Genomic DNA, 20,533 nt, shown 5'->3' with positions numbered 1-20,533 from the left:
TCAACCCCCGAGGCTTGCTTCGGAATCTGGAACTTTTTTGCTGCTGCCAGCGGCCGGCACCGACGAGGCGACCGGCTGTTTCTTTTCGACCGGGAACATCGTGTAGGACAGGGTGATCGTCTTCAAGTCCTTRAGTTCCGGCACATTGACGATGTCTGGATCGACATAGAACACGACCGGCATGTCCAGCGTCTCGCCGGGCTTCAGCGTCGTGTCGGTGAAGCAGAAGCACTCCACCTTGTTGAAATAGGCGCCGRCCATTTCAGGCTGCACGTTGAACGACGCGCGACCGGTGATGGGGCGGTCGAACTTGTTGGTGGCGCTGTAATGCGCCTGGGTCGTCTCGCCGATCTTGATCGTCACCGAACGGGCGACCGGTTCGAATTGCCATGGAATGCCGTTGGTGTTGGCGTCGAAACGGATGGTGATGTCGCGGTCGAGCACGCGCCCGGCATATTGCTTTTCGGCGCGTTGCGTGGTGCCGCCATAGCCGGTGACCTGGCAGAACATCTTGTAGAGCGGCACCGCCGCATAGGCCATGCCGACCATGCCGGTAAAGAAGGCGAGGCAGACAGCGGCGACGATGCCGTTGTTGACCTTGCGGGGCTTGCTCAAGTCGCCGCTCATCAGCCGCCCCCAAGCAGGCCCGAGCCGGTCAGGCTCGCGCCTTGGTGACCGAAGCGCACGATGGTGGCGGCATAGAAGATGATGACCAACGCGGCCAGCGCGACGGCGATGGCGATGGAACGGTTGCGGCGCGCCTTGCGCTGGCGCTCGGTCAGCGTAACCAGTTCGAGGTTCTTGTCGGCCACGATCATATCCCCCCCATCATCAGCGCGCGCCCGACGACGCAATCGACGAGATAGGCGGCGAAGATGGCGAAGAGATAGAGCAACGAATAGCCGAACAAGGCCTTTGCCGGCTTCATCGCGTGGTCGTCGGCGGCCATGGCAAGCACTTTCCAGGCGTAGCAGACGAAGCCCGCGCCGAGGACCGCCGAGACGACGCCATAGCCGGCCGTAGTGTAGCCGAGCGCCCAGGGCAGCACGCCGACCGGCGCCAGGATCAGCGCATAAGCGAAGATCTGCCGACGGGTCGAGGCCTGGCCGGCGACATTCGGCATCATCGGGATGCCGGCGCGGGCGTAGTCGTCGGACTTGAAGAGAGCCAGYGCCCAGAAATGCGGCGGAGTCCACAGGAAGATGATCAGGAACAGGATCACGCTTTCGAGGCTGACCGAACCGGTCACCGCGGCCCAGYCGATCACCGGCGGGATGGCGCCGGCGGCGCCGCCGATGACGATGTTCTGTGGCGTCCAGCGCTTGAGCCACATGGTGTAGATGACGGCGTAGAAGAAGATGGTGAAGGCGAGAAGCGATGCCGACAGCCAGTTGACCAGCACGCCGAGCGTCATCACCGACAGCACCGAGAGCACCAGGCCGAAGCTCAACGCCTCGCCCGGCGTGACGCRCCCGGCCGGCACCGGGCGGCCGGCGGTTCTGGTCATCACCGCGTCGATATCGGCGTCGTACCACATATTGAGCGCGCCGGAAGCGCCGGCGCCGATGGCAATTGCCAATATGGCGATCATCGCCAGCAACGGGTTGATGGCGACGGGCGCCGCGACCAGGCCGACAAAGGCCGTGAAGACGACCAGCGACATGACGCGCGGCTTCAGGAGGGCGAAGAAATCGCCAGCGGTCGCTTCCGACATGCGAAAGCCCGCTTCCTCCATCAATCTGTCTTCGGCAAGGGCCATGCGTACTTAAAGTCCATCATTCCGTTGGCCAAGACCGCCGGGCAAGCCGGCGGCCTCGTGTAAGTCGGGACGCCGCCTACTTGATCTTCGGCAGCTGTTCCCACTGGTGGAACGGCGGCGGCGAAGGCAGCTGCCATTCCAGCGTGGTGGCACCCTCGCCCCACGGGTTGGCGCCGGCGACGCGCTTCTTCTGGAAGGCCTCGAACACGCCGTAGAGGAAGATCGCAACGCCGACGGCCGCGATGTAGGAGCCGTAGGACGAGATCATGTTCCAGCCGGCGAACGCGTCCGGATAGTCGACGGTGCGGCGCGGCATACCGGCGAGGCCGAGGAAGTGCTGCGGAAAGAAGATCAGGTTGACGCCGACGAAGGTCACCCAGAAGTGGGTGTTGGCGATCACCGGCGAGTACATGTAGCCGGTCATCTTCGGGAACCAGTAGTACCAGCCGGCGAAAATGGCAAACACCGCGCCCAGCGACAGCACGTAGTGGAAGTGGGCGATCACGAAATAGGTGTCGTGCAGCGAGCGGTCGAGGCCGGCATTGGCCAGCTGAACGCCGGTGACGCCACCGATGGTGAACAGGAAGATGAAGCCCAGCGCCCACAGCATCGGCGGCTTGAAGGAGATCGAGCCGCCCCACATGGTGGYGATCCAGGAGAAGATCTTCACACCGGTCGGCACCGCGATGACCATGGTGGCGAACACGAAGTAGCGCTGCGTGTCGAGCGACAGGCCGGTCGTGTACATGTGGTGAGCCCAGACGATGAAGCCGACGGCGCCGATCGCGACCATGGCGTAGGCCATGCCGAGATAGCCGAAGACAGGCTTCTTCGAGAAGGTCGAGACGATATGGCTGATGATGCCGAAGCCCGGCAGGATCAGGATGTACACTTCGGGGTGACCGAAGAACCAGAACAGGTGCTGGAAGAGAATCGGATCGCCACCCTGATCCGGCACGAAGAAGGCGGTGCCGAAATTGCGGTCGGTGAGCAGCATGGTGATGGCGCCCGCGAGGACCRGCAGCGAGAGCAGGAGCAGGAAGGCGGTGATCAGCACCGCCCAGGCAAACAGCGGCATCTTGTGCAGCGTCATGCCGGGAGCGCGCATGTTGAAGATGGTGGTGATGAAGTTGATGGCGCCGAGGATCGACGATGCGCCGGCGATGTGGATCGACAGGATCGCCAGGTCAAGCGCAGGCCCCGGCTGGCCGGACGTCGAGAGCGGCGGATAGATCGTCCAGCCGCCTCCGGGACCGAAAGCGCCCGGCGCGCTCGGCACGAACATCGAGCAGAGCAGCAGGATGAAGGCCGGCGGCAGCAGCCAGAAGGAGATGTTGTTCATGCGAGGGAACGCCATGTCAGGCGCGCCGATCATGATCGGCACCATCCAGTTGGCGAAGCCGCCGATGAGCGCCGGCATCACCATGAAGAAGATCATGATCAGGCCGTGCGCGGCGCCAAAGGCATTGTACATGCTCTTGCCGCCGTCGATGGCGGCGTCGCCCTGCATGCCGTAGACCATCTGCGCCAGGCCGCTGAAGATCTGGATGCCCGGCTCCTGCAGCTCCATGCGGATGGCGACCGAGAGCGCACCACCGATGATGCCGGCAATGATCGCGAAGATCAGGTAGAGCGTGCCGATGTCCTTGTGGTTGGTCGAGTAGACCCAGCGGACCCAGCCATGCGGCCTGTGGTCGTCGTGATCGTGAGCTGCAGCCTCTGCCATGTTCCGCTCCGTTCCCTAAATCTTGCTRACCCGCGGCATCAATTGCCGGCGGCCGCTACCTTGTTGGTACCATCGATCTCGGCCATCAGCGCCTTGTTGGCGGCAGGCACGTCGGTCTTGGCCGTCTCCAGCCAGGTCTTGAACTGCGCATCGGACACGACGCGCACGGCGATCGGCATGAACGCGTGGTCCTTGCCGCAGAGCTGCGAGCACTGGCCGTAATAGAGGCCTTCCTTCTCCGCCTTGAACCAGGTCTCGTTGGTGCGGCCGGGCACGGCGTCCATCTTGATGCCGAAGGACGGCACGGCGAAGGARTGGATAACGTCGGTGGCGGTGATCAGCACGCGGGTCGTGGTGTTGACCGGTACGACCAGCTCGTTATCGACCGCCAGCAGGCGCGGATAGAGCGAGCGATCTTCCTTGCCGGCCTTGGCGCGGTCGGCATCCTGGAGAACCGCCGAGTTGAAGGAGAAGCTCTTGTCGACCTGGTATTCATAATCCCAGTTCCACTGGTTGCCGGTCGYCTTGACGGTGAGCTTGGCTTCTTCCGGCGGGGTGTATTGCGCGGTGAGCAGCTGAAAGGAGGGAATGGCGATGAGCAGAAGCACGATCACCGGYCCGACCGTCCAGATCACCTCGATCAGCGTGTTGTGGCTRGTCCTGGACGGCACCGGATTGGCGCTGGCGCGAAACCTGACKATGCAGACCARCAGAAGCGCCAGCACGAGGATGGTGATCGGGACGATGAACCACATGGTGTAGTTCCCGAACCGCTCGATCTGCCGCATCATATCGGTCGCCGGAGCCTGGAAGGTCACCTCCCATTCCCGCGGCTGGTCGGCACGGGCCGCCGCACTGGAGAAGAGCACGGCCGAAGCTGCCGCACCTGCCAAGAATTCAGCGCTTGCCAGGAATTTCCTCATCGCCCTCTCGTCTCCCACTTCCCGCGATCTGGTCGCACCAATAACGGACGCTGCCGGGATTGGGAATCCCGGTCTGTCCCTAGGGTGGTTCAAACCATACTCTATTTCCCTCCGCAAGAAAGGAGCGGAGGAAACCGTGCGGCATTTTTGCGCGCAGGCCGAAGGCCGTCTTCAGGCCCCGCCGCGCTATATACGCAACGGTCGCAATTCGGGCGAATTTGCTTTGGAAAAGCATGGAATTGCCGGTATCGGGGCGGGCCGGCGACGGTCTCGTCCTTTACTTGGCCCCGGCGCGGCTTAAAGTGCCGTGATTCGCAATGGAGCCGTTATGACTTCCTGGCTTTCGAGAACCCTGGCGAAGGTCGTCCTTGCCGTCGCCTTGCTCGGCGTCGGCGTAGCCGTTGGCGCCGCCGCCTCGCCGAACAATGCTTCGCCCCCGAGCGGCACGGTGAAGTCGACGCATGGCGCGTGGTCGATCATCTGCGACACGCCGGCGGGCGCGACCTCCGAACAATGCGTTATGATGCAGAATGTCGTTGCCGAGGACCGTCCTGAAATGGGGCTTTCGGTCGTGGTGCTGCGCACCGCCGACAACAAGGCCGAGATCCTGCGCGTGCTGGCGCCGCTCGGCGTGYTGCTCCCCAACGGTCTCGGTCTCAATGTCGACGGCAAGGATATCGGCCGCGCTTATTTCGTGCGCTGCTTCCAGGACGGCTGCTACGCCGAGGTGATCCTCGAAAAGCCGTTGCTCGACACGTTGAAGAGCGGCACCTCGGCCACCTTCATCGTCTTCCAGACGCCCGAGGAAGGCATCGGTATTCCCGTCGACCTCAAGGGCTTTGCGGAAGGTTTCGCCGCCCTACCTTGATCTTCTTGCCCATGCGCCGCTCCCGACGCCGAAGTCCGGTGGCGAATGCGCGTTTGGCGGCCAGGAGGCTCAATGCGCGCGAATTTATCCGCTTCCATCACCGGTCTGGCGCTGCTCGCCGCGGTTTCGGCCGCACGTGCCGAGGATGACGAAATCCTCCAGAAACCCGAGCCGGCGGCGATCCTCGATATCGCCAAGGGCTACGGCTCGGCCAGGATGGACAAGGACGACAATGGCGATCCGATGATTTCGKGGCGGATCGAGGGCGTCAAATACGTGATCTATTTCTATGGCTGCGAAAACCACGAGAACTGCAAGTCGCTGCAGTTCTCGACCGGCTACAGCGATCCGCTGACCGCCGACCAGGCCAATGCCTGGAACGCAAAATACCGCTGGGTCAAGGCCTATTCCGGCGACGGCTCGAACTTCAAGATGGATGTCTCCTTCGCCGGCGGCATCACCAGGGCCAATCTCGAGGAGCAGTTCTCCAACTGGAACGCGATGGCCGGCAACATCAAGGACTTCATCAACGGCAAGTGAAGGCGGCGGCGCTTGCCGGCCTCGATCCCGTTAGCGATTGTCTGGCGGCCGCTTCGCGCCTACATCCCCTAGTGCAAAGAGAGCATGATGTCGTCCGAAAACCGCTACACACTTTTCGGCATCATGCTCTAGAACGATTTTGTTTCCACGAATGGACCTGCCATGAACAGCCTGATCGGCCAATTCGACATTTCCGACGATCGCGTCAAAGAGATCGTCACCGAGACCATCAAGGGCGCCGACGACGGCGAACTGTTCCTTGAATACAGCGAAAGCGAAGCGCTGATGTTCGACAACGGCCGGCTCAAGACGGCCAATTTCAACACCGACCAGGGTTTTGGCCTGCGCGCCGTGGCCGGCGAGGCCAGCGGCTATGCGCATTCGAGCGACCTGTCCGAAGCCTCGCTCAGGCGCGCGGCCGATGCCGTCTCGGCGGTCAAGGGTGGCTATTCCGGAACGCTCGCCGCAGCACCCGCCCGCACCAACCGCCACCTCTATGGCGACGAGAACCCCATCCCCTCGCCCAGCTTCGAGGCCAAGGCCAAGCTGCTGCAGGAGATCGACGGCTGGCTGCGAGCCAAGGATCCGCGCGTGCGGCAGGTGACAGCCTCGCTCGCCGCCTCCTGGCAGCATGTCGAGATCGTGCGCGGCGACGGCCAGATCGTGCGCGACATCCGCCCGCTGGTCCGCATCAACGTGTCGGTCGTGGTCGGCAGCGGCGACCGGCAGGAGAGCGGCTCCTACGGCATGGGCGGCCGCAAGAGCTTCGGCGAGTTCGTCAGCGAGGAAAGCTGGAAGCATGCGGCCAGCGAGGCGCTGCGGCAGGCGCTGGTCAATCTGGAAGYGGTTCCGGCGCCGGCCGGCACGTTCGACATCGTGCTGTCCAGCGGCTGGCCGGGGGTGATGCTGCACGAAGCGGTCGGCCRCGGGCTCGAAGGCGACTTCAACCGCAAGAAGACATCCGCCTTCGCCGGCCTGATGGGCCAACAGGTGGCGGCAAAGGGCRTCACCGTCGTCGATGACGGCACGATCCCCGAGCGGCGCGGCTCGCTCACCGTCGACGACGAAGGGACGCCTTCGGCGCGCAACGTGCTGATCGAGGACGGCAAACTGGTCGGCTATATGCAGGACCGCCAGAACGCCCGGCTGATGGGCATGAAGGCCACCGGCAACGGCCGCCGCGAGGGCTATGCGCACCAGCCGATGCCGCGCATGACCAACACCTACATGACCGCGGGCGACATGCAGCCGGAAGAGATCATCGCCTCGGTCAAGAACGGCATCTACGCCGTCTCCTTCGGCGGCGGCCAGGTCGACATTACCTCGGGCAAATTCGTGTTCGGCTGCACCGAGGCCTACATGATCGAGAACGGCAAGGTGACGCAGCCGATCAAGGGCGCGATGCTGATCGGCAACGGACCGGACGCCATGCACCGCGTCAGCATGGTCGGCAACGACATGAAGCTCGACAACGGCATCGGCGTGTGCGGCAAGGCCGGACAGGGCGTGCCCGTCGGCGTCGGTCAGCCGCATCTCAGGATGAACCAGATGACGGTGGGCGGGACGAGGGTTTGAGGACTGGCCGGATATGGCTTGAATTGAACCACGGCACCAGTTATCTTACCTTTGTCTTACATAGGTAAAGTGCCATGTCTACTTCTCAAAAGCTCACGACCACCGTCTCGACCAAGGGACAGGTGATTCTGCCTAGCGCCATTCGGAAACGGAGAGAATGGAGCGCTGGAACGAGACTCGAAGTTCAGGAAACGCCGGAGGGCGTGCTTTTGAAGCTGGCGCCTGCATTCGCGGCAACGCAGCCGAAAGACGTGTTCGGTTCCCTGCCATCCCGCGGCGCGCCAAAGACACTCGAAGAAATGGACGCGGGCGWCCTCGCCGAAGCACGGCGGCGCCATGCTCGCGATTGATAYGAACGTTGTCGTTCGCTACCTGACGAACGACCATCCCAAGCAGTCCGCGCGCGCCAGGCGGTTGATCGACGGCCAACAGGTTTTTGCCGCCGTCACGGTGATCCTGGAAACCGAGTGGGTGCTGCGCAGCGCCTATGGCTATGACCAGGCTGATATCGTCAGGGCGCTGCGGCAGTTCGGCGGACTTCCTACGGTCGAGATCGAAGATGCCCCTGTTGTCGCTTCAGCGCTCGATCTGGTCGAGGCCGGCGTGGATTTCGCGGATGCGCTGCATCTCGGCAAATCATCCCACTGTACCGGCTTTGCAACCTTTGACCGCAATTTCGTGAAAGCCGCAAAAAGGACCGGGTCTGAAGGCGTGCGGGAGGCATGAAGCCAGCGCGGTCCGGGGCTACGACCAGCCGCAGTGTCCCGCCAGGTTGATGCTCRCATTCCGACTTGAAGGCATCCTCGACCTTGAACTGAACACAATCGTGTTAGGACATTATTAATTGTTTAATTGGCTGGGCCGGCGTTTGCGCATTAGCCTGTCGCCAGTCTCCTCGTTGCGGTGGTGTTGGCAGTGAAGCGATCCCCTGGTGTCCCGACCTCCTCTCTCCTCCTTGGCCTTGTTTCGTTGGTAGGCGCTTCGTCRCTGCAAGCCAGCCCAGCGGCGGCVCAGTCGTCGCTGCTCAAGCTGGCGTCGACGCGGCCTGCCGCCAGTTCCGCCTCGGTTGGCGGCAGCACCAGCGTCCCATATGGCTGGCTCGATTTCTGTCATCGCCGGCCGAAGGAGTGCAAGGTGCCCGCCCTGCCGGCCGCGAGCGTCAAGCTGACCGCGCAGAACATGAGCATCCTCAAGCGGATAAACCAGAAGGCGAACCGCTCCATCAAGCCGGTCAGCAACTACGACCACTGGGGCACGACGATGGACCACTGGGACTATCCGGTGGACGGCAAGGGCGATTGCAAGATCTACGCGCTCTACAAGCGCAAGCTTCTCCAGGAAGCGGGATTTCCCCGGCAGGCGCTGCTGATGACGGTGGTGCGCGACCTTCACAATGAGGGCCACACCATCCTGACGGTGAAGACCGACAAGGGCGATCTCGTGCTGGACAATCTGGTCGATGRAATCCGGCCCTGGAATGCGACCGGCTATTATTTCCTGAAACGCCAGTCGCAGCAGAATCCGAATATCTGGGTTTCGCTCAACCAGCGCGGCGGCACGGCGAAACGGCTGTCTCCAAGCTCTTAAAGCGCGTCGCGCTGAAACGGATTCAGGCGACGCGCTTTAAGTCTTTGTTTTGATGCATGTCGTTGTCCCAGAACCGCTGCGCACTTCTGGGCGACATGCATTAGACCAAAACCGTATCATAATCCGCGCGGCCCGGCTTGAGGTCGGTTGGCGCACCACTGATCAACGATCCCCGATTTTGCAGGATCGATGGGCCAGGACCTCCGRCCCACCGACGAAATGGCTATGCCGCCTGCGCGGGGCCTATTGCTTGCAGGGCGGCTCGCCCGGATGCCCGCAGGTCGGCCTCTTGTTTGCCTGCTGCGGCTGCTGCCTGGGCTGCTGCACTAGGCGCCGCTCCTGTGGCTGAAGCTGGAGCTTCGGCTGCACATGGAATTGCGGCCTTTCCTGCCTGGACAGCACCTCCAGGTTCGGCTTGTTGACCTTGAGGTTGTGCTGGACGTTGACTTCCGCGCCTGCCGCTCCGCCGCCGTTTCCGGTCAGTTTGCGGAACTTCTTGCCGCTGTCGCCACCCTGCCCGTTCGGAGCCAAGGTCGCGCCTGCGGCCAGGTCCTTGCGCGTAAGCCTCTTCGGTTTCCCGCCGTTCTGGTCGGGCAGGATCGTCGGGCTGTTCCTTCCGAGCTTATCCTGAATCGTGGGCCCGTTCGTGACAGGCGCGCCGTTGACGGTGGGCAGCCTGTGGAACTTGCCCTTGTTGCCGGTCTGCGCCCCGGCGCCCTGTCCGGTCACGACTTCGCCCTGCTTGCCGAGTGTCCTCAAGTGCCTGTCCGCCAGCGCCGGTTTGCCGTTGACCAGAGGCAGCGGCTTGCCGTTGTTCACGAGCGGCACCGTGGTCTTGCCGTTGGCGAGCGGAAGCGTCTTGCCATTGGCGAGCGGAACGGTCTTGCCGTTCACGCGCGGCAGCGTCTTGCCGTTGACGAGGGGCAGAGTCTTGCCGTTGGCCCCGGGCAGGGCATGATCGGTCGAAAGCGTTTTCGACAAGGGCGTTCCCAGGGGCGCCACCAGGCCCGGTTGCTTGCCCTGCTGGAGCGCCGCCCGCTTCTGCAGCAGCGGCGGCAGCGCCACCTTGGTGGCCAAGGCGGCGGCGCCCAGTCCAACCGCGCCGGCAGTCAGCTTCTGGCTGGTGGTGAGGCCGCCGCCCTGCCCTGCCTGGTTGTTCTCGTTGATCGTCGTGTTGTTGATGACGGTCGTGTTGTGGATGTTGTTGAAGATGATGTTGTCCGGCGGCGGCACGATGTCATGCGGCGGGTTGATCCATCTCGGGAACGGCACGAAGGCCGGCGATGGCAGGACGAAGATGCCGACGGGCGGCGGCGGTGGGGCCAGCACCACGAAGTCAGGCGGAGGCGGCGGCAGGAATATCACCGCGACCGGCGGCGGCGGCTCGAAATCGAAATCGGGATCATCGAAATAGAGCACCRGACGGTCGACATAGACGATTTCCTCCGGCGGAGGCGGCGGCACGTCATAGACGATGACGGAGAAGCTCGGCGGCGGCTCCAGCTCGGCGTCGAAATGCTCCAGGCGGCGGCGGGCGTCCCAGGCATGCGGGCCGTGCGGATAGCGTTCGAGATAGGACCAGTAGGCCTCCGGCGTATCGCGCATCCAGGTCTGCCGCCAGGTGATCGCCTCGCGCCGCGCCGCGATGATGGCGCGCACGCGCCTGGCCATTGGATCGTGCGGATAGGCGACGAGGAAATCCTCATAGCCGCGCATCGTGTCGCGGTCGAGCGCCGCGACATAGGCGTCATGGGCGTCGAAATCGCGGATTTCCCTGGTGCGGTCGGCCTGGGATTCGGCTTCGGAAACCTTCGGCGCCGGCGCATCCGGCGCGCGGTCGAAGAAGACGAAGGGCGCATCGACCTTCGAAGCGTCCCACGGCACCTCAGCGCCTTGCGTCACCTCATTGACGCGCAGGCGCGTGCGGTCGAACACATCCTCAAGCGACAGGCCGCCATCGCGCATCATCTCGGCGAGCGACTGGGCGTAAGCGCCATATGGCCCCTTGCCTTCCGGCGCCGCGGTGCCGGGCGCGGCGTTGAAAGCTATCAGCATGTTCGGGTCAGGATCGACCAGCGCGAGGCCACCCGCCAGCGGCTGGTCCCACTGGGGGAAGTCATTCGGCCGCGCCGCGTCGAGCACGACGATGTTGACCTTCGTCGGCAGAGCGGCAAGCGGCCGCGTCAAATCGGAAATGCGCACCGCCTGGATCGGCACGTCGGCCGGATTGGCGATCTTGGCGTCGACCGGCAGGAAATAGTTCTCGCCCTCGAACTGCGCGCCGTGGCCGGCCAGATAGACGAAGACGACCGCGTCGGGACCGGCTGCCGAAACCTTGGCGAGGAAATCGCGATACGCCCCGCGCAGCGATTCCTGGTCGACGTCGCGGGCGCCGACGACGTCGAAGCCGGCCGCCTGCAAGGTCTGCGCGATCAGGCCGGCGTCGTTGGCCGGCGTCGCCAGCGCGCCGGACGGATAGGCGGCGTTGCCGATGACGAAGGCCAGCCGCTTTTGCTGTTGCGCGAGCRCGCCGGTCGCCGAGACGGCGACGAAAAGGAAGAGGACGACAAAACCGAGGAATTTCTGGAGCATCCGCATTTCAGGCCACCTCTGTTAAGAGCAACCGATGCTGTCGAGGCCCTTCCCCTCCTCCAGCGGATCCAGCCTAGACCGTGCAAAACGGCGGCTTTGCGGCGCGATTCCGGCGGCTTGCGCGCAAGCGGCCGCTTCAACGAAATGTGATAGCGCCGAGCGCCTCCGGTGGCTCCGTTTTAAACCGTTCTATAGCCACGATGCTGGCGTTTCCGGCAGGCGATGCTCGGGATCGACGACGTCGAGGCGCGGCGCGCCGTTCCCGTTCCAGCGCCAGAGCGCAACACAGGTGCCGCCGGGCGACATAAATGATGGATAGATCACGCCATGTAGCCCATCGGCCAGCAGGCGGTCGCGGAGCTGGTGCGTCTCGGGCACCAGTCCCCGATCCAACAAATCCCGCCACTCACATCGATGAATATCCATCGTGGCGCCCAGTCCGGCCAGAGTCGCAGCGTCGGTCAGGTCGGCCAGCCGCGCGCAAGAAAGTTCCAATTGAGCGATCAAAGCCGGGTGCTGGACAAAACCCTGATTAYACTCGGCCCAGGCAGTGGACAGTTCTTGCGCCGCATAGATGGTCGGGGYGCCCAGGGGGTTCCAACGGCCGCCAAACCGGGCCGCGCCCTCGCCGGAAAGCGGCAGATAGGCCCAGCGTGGCACGAAGGCACGCCACAGCGTCAGCCTGATTTCACGCATAGACGCCGGAGCGGACGGCCTCCAGGTAGGCAAGCACCTTGTCCGTCTTGCCCTCGCGAACGAGATCGTAAGCAGTCTTTCCGGCCCAGCCCGGGATGGGCTGATGCTTGAACCAGATCGCCGCGCGCTGCTCGCCGCCRGCCATTTCGCCTGCCATCGCCAGAATGCGAACGACGGGGCTCAGCGCGGCATCGACCTTGCGCGCACCGGTCTTGGCGGCGAGCGTGTTGCGCGCAACGCCAATCAGGCCAGCCAGTTCAGTCAGGTTGACGCCGAGCAATTCGGCGACACGCCGCGCGGACAGGTATGGAGACCGCTCCTCGCCGAAGCGCGACGCCGGAATTTCAAGCATTGCGGAACTCATGACTATTTTCCAGCGTGTTTTGATACGATAACATCAAAATATGCCCAATCCAAGCGCAATTCAAGCGCAACGGACGGCTGGATACCTACCGCCGCCTTCTCGGCTTCTCCAGCAGCGCCACAGCCTCGACATGCGGCGACCACAGGAACTGGTCGATCGGCGTGACACTCTTCAGCGTGTAGCCGCCATCGAGGAGAATCCGCAAATCGCGCGCGAGCGTCACCGGATTGCACGACACGGCGGCGATCAGCGGCACGTCGGAGCGGGCGATCTGCTTCGACTGGTCCTCGGCGCCGGCGCGCGGCGGATCGAAGACCAGGCCGTCGAGGGCGTTCAACTCCTTGAAGGTCAGCGGCCGGCGGAACAGGTCGCGGCGTTCGCTGGTCACCCGCTTCAAGCCGGTGGCGAAGCGGTAGGCGCGGTCGAGTGCGGCGAGCGCCGGCGCATCGCCTTCCACGGCATGGACCTCCGACTTCGCGCCAAGCCGCAGCGCGAAGCTGCCGCAGCCTGCGAACAGGTCCGCGACCTTTTTGGCGCGCGACAGATGCTGGCCGACAAGACCAGCCATCGCCTGCTCGGCGGCTTCCGTCGCCTGCAGGAAGGCGCCGGGCGGCATGGCGACAGCAACCGATCCGAATTGCACCACCGGCTTCTTCGGCTCGACGACGATCTCGCCGTCGACGGAAAGCCGCGCCAGGCCCTCAGCCATGACGAAGTTCGAGGCGATGCGGCGCTGGTGGTCGCCAAGCTTGCCGGCATCATGGACGGCAATGTCGAGGCCAGAGGCGGTGACGGTCACCGTCATATGGAACGCCTTTGGCGTGGCGCAGACCAGACCGGCCAGGGCGCGCAACTTATCGAGCGCCGAGACGATCGCCGGCAGCGAGATCGGGCATTCCTCGATCGGGATGATCTCGGAAGACAGCGCGCGCACGAAGCCGAGCAGCATGCCGGCTTCGGTACGCCTGGCGCTGAACGTGACGCGGCGGCGGGTGTGCGGCGCGCAAGGCACCAGCGCGGCGATCTCGCCAGCGATGCCCTTGGCCTTCAGCGCCTGCACGACCTTCTCGCGCTTCCATTGCTGGTAGGCTTCGGCTTCGTAATGCTGCAGCGCGCAGCCGCCGCATTCGGTGAAATGGCGGCAGGCCGGATCGATCCTGAGCGGCGCGGCTTCCAGCACCGAGATCAGCGTGGCGCGATCCTTCTGGCGCGCGGCCGTAACCGTTTCGCCGGGCAGCGTGAACGGGACGAAGACCTCTCCGCCCTCGGCACTGGCGATGCCGTCGCCCTGCGAGCCGAGCCTGGCGATGGTGAAGCGTGTGCTCATCGCGAACCCGCATCCTTTACGGCGGCGAGGAGGAACTCGCGGTTGCCGTCGCCGCCTTCGAGCGGCGACGGGTGGAGTCCGAGCACACGCCAACCGGGAATGGAGGACAGCCAATCGCGCAGCTCAGCAGCGATGCGTTCGGCATCCGCCGGCTCCTTCAGCAGGCCGCCCTTGCCGATGGCCTCGCGACCGGCCTCGAATTGCGGCTTGACCAGGAGAATCGCCCTGGCGCCCTCGCCCGCCAATTCCAGCGCCGGCGGCAGCGCGAGCTTGAGCGAGATGAAGGAGACGTCGCAGACCAGGAAACCGGGGATGCGGCCGCCGAGATCGGCTGCCGTCAGATCGCGGGCGTTCAGCCCTTCGATCGCCGTCACGCGCGGGTCGCCGGCAATGTCGGGATGCATCTGGCCGTGACCGACATCGATCGCCGTTACATGGGCCGCGCCGCGCTCGAGCAGCACCTGGGTGAAGCCGCCGGTCGAGGCGCCAACATCGAGCGCTTCGCTGCCGCAAGGATCCAGGCCGAAATGGTCGAGGCCGGCGATCAGCTTCAGTGCCGCGCGCGACACATAGGCCCGCGCCGGATCGTCGATGGCGACCAGGCAGCCCGGCGCGACGGGCTGGCCGGGTTTGCGGGCAACGATGCCATCGACCGTCACCGTGCCGCGCTCGATCGCATCGCGGGCGCGCGAACGGCTGGCGAACAGGCCGCGCCCGACGAGCAATTCGTCGAGCCGCTGGCGCTGGCTTAATGGCAAAGGGGAACTCATCGGCCTTCATTGGCGAAAGCCGGGCGCGAACGCAATGGGTTTGAATATCGGGCAAGAGGCTGCAGAATGCCCGAAGGAACAGGCGATCAGCCGATGGAGGTGGCAATGCTGAAGGGGACCTGCCATTGCGGCGCGGCTCACTGGACGCTGGAAGGCGATCCCGGTGGGATCACCGCCTGCAATTGCACGCTTTGCCGCCGCTACGGCACGCTCTGGGCTTATGACTATGTCGACGAACGCATACGCATAGCCGGGCCGCTGAAGTCCTACACGCGCGCCGAGGTGGCGGAACCCGCGCTGGAGATCCTGTTCTGTCCGACCTGCGCCTGCGTGGTCGCCTGGCGTGGCCTGCGCGCGGCCAAGAGCGGGCGCACGCGCATCGCCGTCAATGTCAGGCTGGCGCCGCCGGAGGAGGTCGCCAACCTGCCGATCGATCATTTCGACGGCCTCGACACATTCGACGACCTGCCGCGCGACGGCCGCTGCGTGCGCGATATGTGGTTCTAGAGCGTTTCACCGTTTCACGGAAACGGCGAACCGCTCTATCTCTTTGTTTTGACGCAATTCCTGACGGAAAATCGCGTCACACTTTTCCTGGAATTGCTCTAGAAGACGGTCCGCGAAACCTGGCGCTCGACGGCCGGCGTCAGGCCATCATTGCCGGAGGCCTCCTTGCGCGGCGGCTCAACAGGCGCCGGTGCGGACGGCGGACTGTCCGGCAGCACGAYGAGTTGAGGCTTCTGCTTGTAGGAGAAGCCGCCGCGGATGTTGCCCATCTTGCCGGCGACGATGTCGATTGCCGCCTTTTCGATATTGCGGTCGTAACGCGTTTCGGCTGCCGCCGGCGCAATCATGGCCGCCAAAAAGGCCATGCCGCAAATGAACGACTTCATGGTTCCTATCCCCTGCCTAGGACCAAGGTCTTAGCAGGGTGCCGTTGAAAATCGGCCAAGAGACAGGGTAAGCGAACCGCCAAACGGAAGCGTTAACAAATGGTTAGCGTAAAAAGCCGGCAAACTGATTCAAAGAGCTAACGTCTTGATTCAGGCGCGCTGCGCCTGAACGCCACGGCCGAGCGTCGCGAAGACCGTGCGCACGATGCCCGCCGCATCCAGGCCGGCGTCGGCATACATCTTTTCGGGCTTGGCGTGGTCTGTGAACACATCCGGCAGCACCAGCGGGCGCACCTTGAGGCCGCTTTCCAGCAGGCCTTCATGGGCGAGGAAATGCAGGACCTGACTGGCGAAGCCGCCGATGGCGCCCTCCTCCACGGTCACCAGCACTTCATGCGAACGGGCGAGGCGCCGGATGAGATCCTCATCCAGCGGCTTGGCGAAGCGGGCGTCGGCGACGGTGGTGGAGAGGCCCGCCGCGCCGAGCTCCTCGGCGGCCAACAGGCAATCCTGCAGCCGCGTGCCGAAGGAAAGCAGCGCGACTTTGGCGCCCTCTTTCAGGATACGGCCCTTGCCTATTTCCAGCACCGAGCCGCGCTCCGGCATGTCGACGCCAACGCCGTTGCCGCGCGGATAGCGGAAGGCGATCGGGCCGTCGTCATAGGAGGCCGCGGTGCGCACCATATGGCGCAGCTCCGCCTCGTCGGCCGCCGCCATGACGACGAAGCCCGGCAGCGAGGCGAGGAAAGTGGTGTCGAAGGCGCCGCAATGGGTGGCGCCGTCGGCGCCGACGAAGCCGGCGCGGTCGATGGGGAAGCGCACAGGCAGCTTCTGGATCGCCACGTCGTGGACAACCTGGTCGTAGGCGCGCTGCAGGAAAGTGGAATAGATGGCGGCGAAGGGCTTGTAACCTTCGGTGGCGAGCCCCGCCGCGAAGGTCACCGCGTGCTGCTCGGCGATGCCGACATCGAAGGTTCGCCTGGGAAACACCTCGCCGAACAGGTCGAGGCCGGTGCCGCTCGGCATGGCGGCGGTGATGGCGACGATGCGGTCGTCCTCGCGCGCTTCCTGGATCAGGCTTTCGGCGAAGACCTTGGTATAGGCGGGCGCGTTGGCCGGCGCCTTGGCCTGCGCGCCGGTGATGACATCGAACTTGTTGACGCCGTGATATTTGTCGGCCGCGGCCTCGGCCGGCGCGTAGCCCTTGCCCTTCTGGGTCACGACATGGATCAGCACCGGGCCTTTGCCGTTGTCGCGCACGTTCTTCAGCACCGGGATCAGATGCTCGAGATTGTGCCCGTCGATGGGGCCGATGTGATAGAAGCCGAGCTCCTCGAACAGCGTGCCGCCGGTGACATAGCCGCGCGCATGCTCGACGGCGCGAGTGATGGCGCGGTCGGCGCGCTTGCCGAGATAGGATGTCAGCTTCTTGCCGAAGTCGCGCAGGCCGAGATAGGCCTTGCCGGAGGCGAGCCTGGCCAGATAGGCGCTCATGGCGCCGGTCGGCGGCGCGATCGACATGTCGTTGTCGTTGAGGATGACGATCAGGCGGGCATCGAGCGCGCCGGCATTGTTCAGCGCTTCGAAAGCCATGCCGGCTGACATCGAGCCGTCGCCGATGACGGAAATCACATTGTTGCGCCCGCCTGACAGATCGCGCGCCATGGCCATGCCGAGGCCGGCCGATATCGAGGTCGAGGAGTGCGCCGCGCCGAACGGGTCGTATTCGCTCTCGGCCCGCCGGGTGAAGCCGGAAAGGCCGCCTTCCTGGCGCAGCGTACGGATGCGATCGCGACGGCCGGTCAGGATCTTGTGCGGATAGGCCTGATGGCCGACATCCCAGATCAGCCGGTCCTGCGGCGTGTTGAACACGTAGTGCAGCGCGACGGTCAGCTCGACGACACCGAGCCCGGCGCCGAGATGGCCGCCCGTCTGCGACACGGCGTCGATGARCTCGGCGCGCAATTCCGCGGCAAGCAGCGGCAACGCACTTTCATCAAGCGTCCGCAGGTCCGCCGGGATGCGAACCTTGTCGAGCAGCGGCGTGTCTGGCTTCACTCGGCCTGCCTCAATTGATCGAACACGGCGCTACCAGCAGATTGCGCCATAATCATGCGCGGAATAGGCCGCCGCCGGGCGAATGTAAATGCGCGCCGGTGATGGATCTCTAGTTCTCCGGCAGCGGAATGAACTCCTCCTCATCGCCGGGAACGATATCGAAGCGGCCTGTCTTCCATTCCTGCTTGGCCTGCTCGATGCGTTCCTTCGAGGACGAGACGAAATTCCACCAGATATAGCGCTGGGAACCGAGCGAAGCGCCGCCGAACAGCATGAAGTGGGCGCCGCGCTCGGAGGCGACGACGATCTCCTCGCCCGGCTTGAACACCAGAAGCCGCTCGGCCGGGAAGACATCGCCGGCGATCGAGACTTCGCCTTCCAGCGTGTAGATGGCGCGTTCCTCGGCGTCGGCGGGGATCTGCACGCTGGCGCCGGCCGCCAGGCGCAGATCAGCGTAAAGCGTGTCCGATGCGGTCGCCACCGGCGAGCGCCATCCTGAGAATTCGCCGATGACGACGCGGCCGCTGACGCCCTCGGCATCGATCTCAGGCAGGCGGGCCACCGACGTGTTCGCAAACACCGGGGCGATTTCCTCCTTGCCGTCGGGCAGCGCGAGCCAGGTCTGCAGGCCGGAGACCGACATCGGCGCACCGCGCAGCTCTTCCGGCGTGCGCTCGGAATGGACGATGCCGCGCCCCGCGGTCATCAAATTCACGTCGCCCGGCGCGATCACCATTTCGGTGCCGAGCGAGTCGCGATGCCTGATCTTGCCGTCGAACAGATAGGTGACGGTGGAAAGGCCGATATGCGGATGCGGGCGCACGTCGAGCGCATGGCCGGCGCGCAGGATCGCAGGCCCCATGCGGTCGAAGAAGATGAACGGCCCGACCAGACGGCGCTTTGCCGTCGGCAGCGCGCGGCGCACCTCGAAGCCGCCGATGTCCTTGGCGTTGGGGACGACCATCAGTTCGATCTGGTCGCAGGCGAAGGCATCGCCGGGTTCAGGATCATTTCCGGGAAAGAAGCTCATGACTGTCTCTTAGGCGAAACGCAGCGCCGACCTGGCCTTCGCCTTGGCCGCCTCGACCTCGCGGTTGCGCGGTTCCTGGCTGGTTTCGAGCGAATCGATCAGTTCGCGCGCGGCGGCCGCGATTGCCTCGACGGCGTGGTGGAAAGCATGCTCGTTGCGCTTGGACGGTTTCGTCGAGCCRCTCAGCTTGCGCACGAACTGAAGCGCTGCGTCATGCACTTCGTCATTGGTCGCCGGCGGCTCGAAATTGGCCAGGGTCTTGATGTTGCGGCACATGGCTTGGACTCCTTACCTGCTTGCTCTGCCCCCAAGTTATTCCGCGTCCAACGGCTCCGTTCCCGCCGGCTTGCCGTCGCGCGACAGCCGGATCTTCTCGACCTTGTCCTCGGCCGCCTTCAGCAGCCGATCGCAATGCGCCTTCAGCGCCTCGCCACGCTCATAGATCCGGATCGACTGGTCGAGCGGAACATCGCCGCGCTCCAGATCATCGACGATCTTCTCCAGCGCGTCGAGCGCCTGTTCGAAGCTCATCGCCTTGACGTCCTCATTGCCTTCCACTGCCATACCCTATCCCTTCATCAGCCGCCCGACATGGGCGGCGACTGAAAATGCCAGTCCCTGCAGATCGTAGCCGCCTTCCAGCAGGCTGACGAGCCTGTTGGAGCTGTGGCGCCCGGCGCGCTCCATCAGCTTGCCGGTCGCCCAGTCGAAATCGTCCTCGGTCAGGTTGATCTCGGCCAGCGGATCGCGGTGGTGCGCGTCGAAGCCGGCGGAAATGATGATCAGGTCCGGCGCGAACGCATCGATGGACGGCAGCACGCGCGACAGGAAGGCGTCTCGAAACAGGTCGCTGCCGGTCTGCGGCGCGAGCGGCGCGTTGACGATGTTGCCGGCGCCGGTTTCGCTCTTCGCGCCGGTGCCCGGGTAAAGCGGCATCTGATGCGTCGAGCAATAAAGCACAGACGGATCGTCCCAAAAAATGTCCTGCGTGCCGTTGCCGTGATGGACATCCCAGTCGACGATGGCGACGCGCTCGGCCTGATGTTTCTTCTGCGCATAGCGGGCGGCGATGGCGGCCGTGTTGAACAGGCAGAAGCCCATCGCCGTGGTCTTTTCGGCGTGATGTCCCGGCGGGCGGGCGGCGACGAACACATTGGCGGCACGGCCCTCGAAGACATCGTCGACGGYGGCATTGGCCGCCCCGATCGCCGTCACCGCCGCCTGCCAGCTCTTCGGGCTGGCACTGGTGTCGGCGTCGATCGAGACGATGCCGGTCTCAGGGATTGCCGCGCGGACGCGTTCGACGAATTGCTCGGGATGCGCGTAAAGGATCGTTTTCTCGTCGCCTTCGGGCGCTTTGACGCGGTCGAGCGCCGAAAAGGCATCGTCGTCCAGCACACGCTCGATGGCGCGCAGCCGGTCGGGCCGCTCGGGGTGGCCGGGCGGCGTGAGGTGTTCGAGGAAGATCGGGTGCGTGTAGAGACGGGTGGCCATGGCGCCTAATCTAGGCACCCGCGGCCGTAATGACCATGTTTGAAACGCCGAATGGCTGGGGAAATTGCGCCAGCCGATGTCGTCCGCGCCATTGGCGGGCGCCGAACTTTGCGGTAAGGTCACTTCGCTGCCTGGTGCCCGTGACGCGGGAGAATCGGGAACACGGTTGAACTCCGTGGCGTGCCCAACGCTGTGAGGGGGACCGCGCCGGCAAACGCCACTGTCCATGACGGGAAGGCGCCGGAGCGGGACGATCCCGAGCCAGAAGACCGGCCCGGCAGACATGGTCATCCGCTTGGTCAGGCGGATGACTGCTTGTCGCAAGGGGAAA

The 20,533-nt window shown here is 64.5% G+C and carries 23 protein-coding genes and 1 riboswitch; of the genes, 7 read left to right on the top strand and 16 right to left on the bottom strand.

Translation table 11 applies throughout. The annotated features are described in order from the left end of the window. From LCM4576_RS27005 to coxB, 5 genes are all read right to left on the bottom strand, one after another. Positions 1–627 carry a cytochrome c oxidase assembly protein gene (locus LCM4576_RS27005; protein WP_071035517.1) on the bottom strand — a complete coding sequence of 209 codons (627 nt, stop codon included), beginning with the start codon at positions 625–627 and terminating at the stop codon, positions 1–3. Beyond that, positions 627–818: a hypothetical protein gene (locus tag LCM4576_RS27000; protein WP_071035516.1), complete on the bottom strand. Its 192-nt coding sequence runs from the start codon at positions 816–818 to the stop codon at positions 627–629. Before LCM4576_RS27000 ends, LCM4576_RS27005 begins: the two co-directional genes overlap by 1 nt. Further along, the gene (locus LCM4576_RS26995) at positions 815–1,759 is read right to left on the bottom strand and encodes a heme o synthase (protein WP_071035515.1); all 945 of its coding nucleotides are present in this window, start codon (positions 1,757–1,759) and stop codon (positions 815–817) included. Before LCM4576_RS26995 ends, LCM4576_RS27000 begins: the two co-directional genes overlap by 4 nt. A gap of 76 nt (positions 1,760–1,835) precedes the next feature. After that, complete coding sequence (gene ctaD, locus LCM4576_RS26990) at positions 1,836–3,485, bottom strand: cytochrome c oxidase subunit I (RefSeq protein ID WP_071035514.1); 1,650 nt, start codon at positions 3,483–3,485, stop codon at positions 1,836–1,838. A gap of 38 nt (positions 3,486–3,523) precedes the next feature. Beyond that, positions 3,524–4,408 carry a cytochrome c oxidase subunit II gene (gene coxB / locus LCM4576_RS26985; protein ID WP_116398018.1) on the bottom strand — a complete coding sequence of 295 codons (885 nt, stop codon included), beginning with the start codon at positions 4,406–4,408 and terminating at the stop codon, positions 3,524–3,526. 328 nt (positions 4,409–4,736) lie between these two features. Here coxB and LCM4576_RS26980 point away from each other — a divergent pair, with 328 nt between their 5' ends. From LCM4576_RS26980 to LCM4576_RS26960, 6 genes are all read left to right on the top strand, one after another. Further along, on the top strand, positions 4,737–5,276 hold the full coding sequence (locus LCM4576_RS26980; protein ID WP_071035512.1) for an invasion associated locus B family protein: 540 nt from the start codon (positions 4,737–4,739) through the stop codon (positions 5,274–5,276). Between the two features lie 72 nt (positions 5,277–5,348). Next, complete coding sequence (locus LCM4576_RS26975; RefSeq protein WP_071035511.1) at positions 5,349–5,816, top strand: YbjN domain-containing protein; 468 nt, start codon at positions 5,349–5,351, stop codon at positions 5,814–5,816. 162 nt (positions 5,817–5,978) lie between these two features. Beyond that, positions 5,979–7,391 carry a metalloprotease TldD gene (tldD, locus tag LCM4576_RS26970; RefSeq protein WP_071035510.1) on the top strand — a complete coding sequence of 471 codons (1,413 nt, stop codon included), beginning with the start codon at positions 5,979–5,981 and terminating at the stop codon, positions 7,389–7,391. A gap of 74 nt (positions 7,392–7,465) precedes the next feature. Beyond that, positions 7,466–7,741, top strand: coding sequence for an AbrB/MazE/SpoVT family DNA-binding domain-containing protein (locus LCM4576_RS35285; protein ID WP_083361541.1), 276 nt, complete (start codon positions 7,466–7,468; stop codon positions 7,739–7,741). Beyond that, positions 7,728–8,117, top strand: coding sequence for a type II toxin-antitoxin system VapC family toxin (locus LCM4576_RS26965; protein ID WP_071035509.1), 390 nt, complete (start codon positions 7,728–7,730; stop codon positions 8,115–8,117). Before LCM4576_RS35285 ends, LCM4576_RS26965 begins: the two co-directional genes overlap by 14 nt. Before the next feature lie 177 nt (positions 8,118–8,294). Then, positions 8,295–8,978 carry a transglutaminase-like cysteine peptidase gene (locus tag LCM4576_RS26960; RefSeq protein ID WP_320411879.1) on the top strand — a complete coding sequence of 228 codons (684 nt, stop codon included), beginning with the start codon at positions 8,295–8,297 and terminating at the stop codon, positions 8,976–8,978. Positions 8,979–9,221: 243 nt separating this feature from the next. Here the strand turns inward: LCM4576_RS26960 and LCM4576_RS26955 are convergent, their stop codons facing one another. From LCM4576_RS26955 to LCM4576_RS26935, 5 genes are all read right to left on the bottom strand, one after another. After that, a complete protein-coding gene (locus LCM4576_RS26955; RefSeq protein WP_071035508.1) occupies positions 9,222–11,576 on the bottom strand; it encodes a caspase domain-containing protein in 2,355 nt (784 codons plus the stop codon). A 183-nt stretch (positions 11,577–11,759) separates the two neighbouring features. Next, positions 11,760–12,266: an RES family NAD+ phosphorylase gene (locus LCM4576_RS26950; protein ID WP_071035507.1), complete on the bottom strand. Its 507-nt coding sequence runs from the start codon at positions 12,264–12,266 to the stop codon at positions 11,760–11,762. Continuing rightward, positions 12,259–12,630 (bottom strand): antitoxin Xre/MbcA/ParS toxin-binding domain-containing protein, encoded by a 372-nt coding sequence (locus LCM4576_RS26945; RefSeq protein WP_040991110.1) that lies wholly within the window; start codon positions 12,628–12,630, stop codon positions 12,259–12,261. Before LCM4576_RS26945 ends, LCM4576_RS26950 begins: the two co-directional genes overlap by 8 nt. A gap of 85 nt (positions 12,631–12,715) precedes the next feature. After that, positions 12,716–13,957: a class I SAM-dependent RNA methyltransferase gene (locus tag LCM4576_RS26940; protein ID WP_071035506.1), complete on the bottom strand. Its 1,242-nt coding sequence runs from the start codon at positions 13,955–13,957 to the stop codon at positions 12,716–12,718. Next, positions 13,954–14,727: a TlyA family RNA methyltransferase gene (locus LCM4576_RS26935; protein WP_071035505.1), complete on the bottom strand. Its 774-nt coding sequence runs from the start codon at positions 14,725–14,727 to the stop codon at positions 13,954–13,956. Before LCM4576_RS26935 ends, LCM4576_RS26940 begins: the two co-directional genes overlap by 4 nt. Positions 14,728–14,832: 105 nt before the next feature. Here LCM4576_RS26935 and LCM4576_RS26930 point away from each other — a divergent pair, with 105 nt between their 5' ends. Beyond that, the gene (locus LCM4576_RS26930; protein WP_041005311.1) at positions 14,833–15,234 is read left to right on the top strand and encodes a GFA family protein; all 402 of its coding nucleotides are present in this window, start codon (positions 14,833–14,835) and stop codon (positions 15,232–15,234) included. A 98-nt stretch (positions 15,235–15,332) separates the two neighbouring features. Here the strand turns inward: LCM4576_RS26930 and LCM4576_RS26925 are convergent, their stop codons facing one another. The 6 genes from LCM4576_RS26925 to LCM4576_RS26900 all read right to left on the bottom strand — a co-directional run bounded on the left by LCM4576_RS26925 (position 15,333) and on the right by LCM4576_RS26900 (position 20,202). Then, the gene (locus LCM4576_RS26925) at positions 15,333–15,620 is read right to left on the bottom strand and encodes a hypothetical protein (RefSeq protein WP_071035504.1); all 288 of its coding nucleotides are present in this window, start codon (positions 15,618–15,620) and stop codon (positions 15,333–15,335) included. 150 nt (positions 15,621–15,770) lie between these two features. Beyond that, complete coding sequence (gene dxs / locus LCM4576_RS26920; RefSeq protein ID WP_071035503.1) at positions 15,771–17,678, bottom strand: 1-deoxy-D-xylulose-5-phosphate synthase; 1,908 nt, start codon at positions 17,676–17,678, stop codon at positions 15,771–15,773. A 109-nt stretch (positions 17,679–17,787) separates the two neighbouring features. Further along, positions 17,788–18,708, bottom strand: a complete 921-nt coding sequence (locus tag LCM4576_RS26915) for a pirin family protein (protein WP_071035502.1) — start codon at positions 18,706–18,708, stop codon at positions 17,788–17,790. A gap of 9 nt (positions 18,709–18,717) precedes the next feature. Beyond that, positions 18,718–18,984: a DUF2277 domain-containing protein gene (locus LCM4576_RS26910; RefSeq protein WP_040991104.1), complete on the bottom strand. Its 267-nt coding sequence runs from the start codon at positions 18,982–18,984 to the stop codon at positions 18,718–18,720. Between the two features lie 36 nt (positions 18,985–19,020). Further along, on the bottom strand, positions 19,021–19,272 hold the full coding sequence (locus tag LCM4576_RS26905) for an exodeoxyribonuclease VII small subunit (protein WP_071035501.1): 252 nt from the start codon (positions 19,270–19,272) through the stop codon (positions 19,021–19,023). Between the two features lie 3 nt (positions 19,273–19,275). Continuing rightward, a complete protein-coding gene (locus tag LCM4576_RS26900; RefSeq protein ID WP_071035500.1) occupies positions 19,276–20,202 on the bottom strand; it encodes a histone deacetylase family protein in 927 nt (308 codons plus the stop codon). Between the two features lie 115 nt (positions 20,203–20,317). Next, a riboswitch (cobalamin riboswitch) is annotated at positions 20,318–20,495 on the top strand. The last annotated feature ends 38 nt before the right edge of the window (positions 20,496–20,533 follow it).

Source organism: Mesorhizobium sp. LCM 4576 (assembly GCF_001854815.1).
Lineage (GTDB): Bacteria > Pseudomonadota > Alphaproteobacteria > Rhizobiales > Rhizobiaceae > Mesorhizobium > Mesorhizobium plurifarium.
This window is presented reverse-complemented; position numbering and strand designations above follow the sequence as displayed.

Bases quoted from the DNA above. Each gene is read 5' to 3' on its own strand.
- LCM4576_RS26930 (WP_041005311.1), top strand. From the start codon at position 14,833: ATGCTGAAGGGGACCTGCCATTGCGGCGCGGCTCACTGGACGCTGGAA.
- LCM4576_RS26940 (WP_071035506.1), bottom strand. From the start codon at position 13,957: ATGAGCACACGCTTCACCATCGCCAGGCTCGGCTCGCAGGGCGACGGC.
- LCM4576_RS27000 (WP_071035516.1), bottom strand. From the start codon at position 818: ATGATCGTGGCCGACAAGAACCTCGAACTGGTTACGCTGACCGAGCGC.
- LCM4576_RS26935 (WP_071035505.1), bottom strand. From the start codon at position 14,727: ATGAGTTCCCCTTTGCCATTAAGCCAGCGCCAGCGGCTCGACGAATTG.
- LCM4576_RS26905 (WP_071035501.1), bottom strand. From the start codon at position 19,272: ATGGCAGTGGAAGGCAATGAGGACGTCAAGGCGATGAGCTTCGAACAG.
- LCM4576_RS26915 (WP_071035502.1), bottom strand. From the start codon at position 18,708: ATGAGCTTCTTTCCCGGAAATGATCCTGAACCCGGCGATGCCTTCGCC.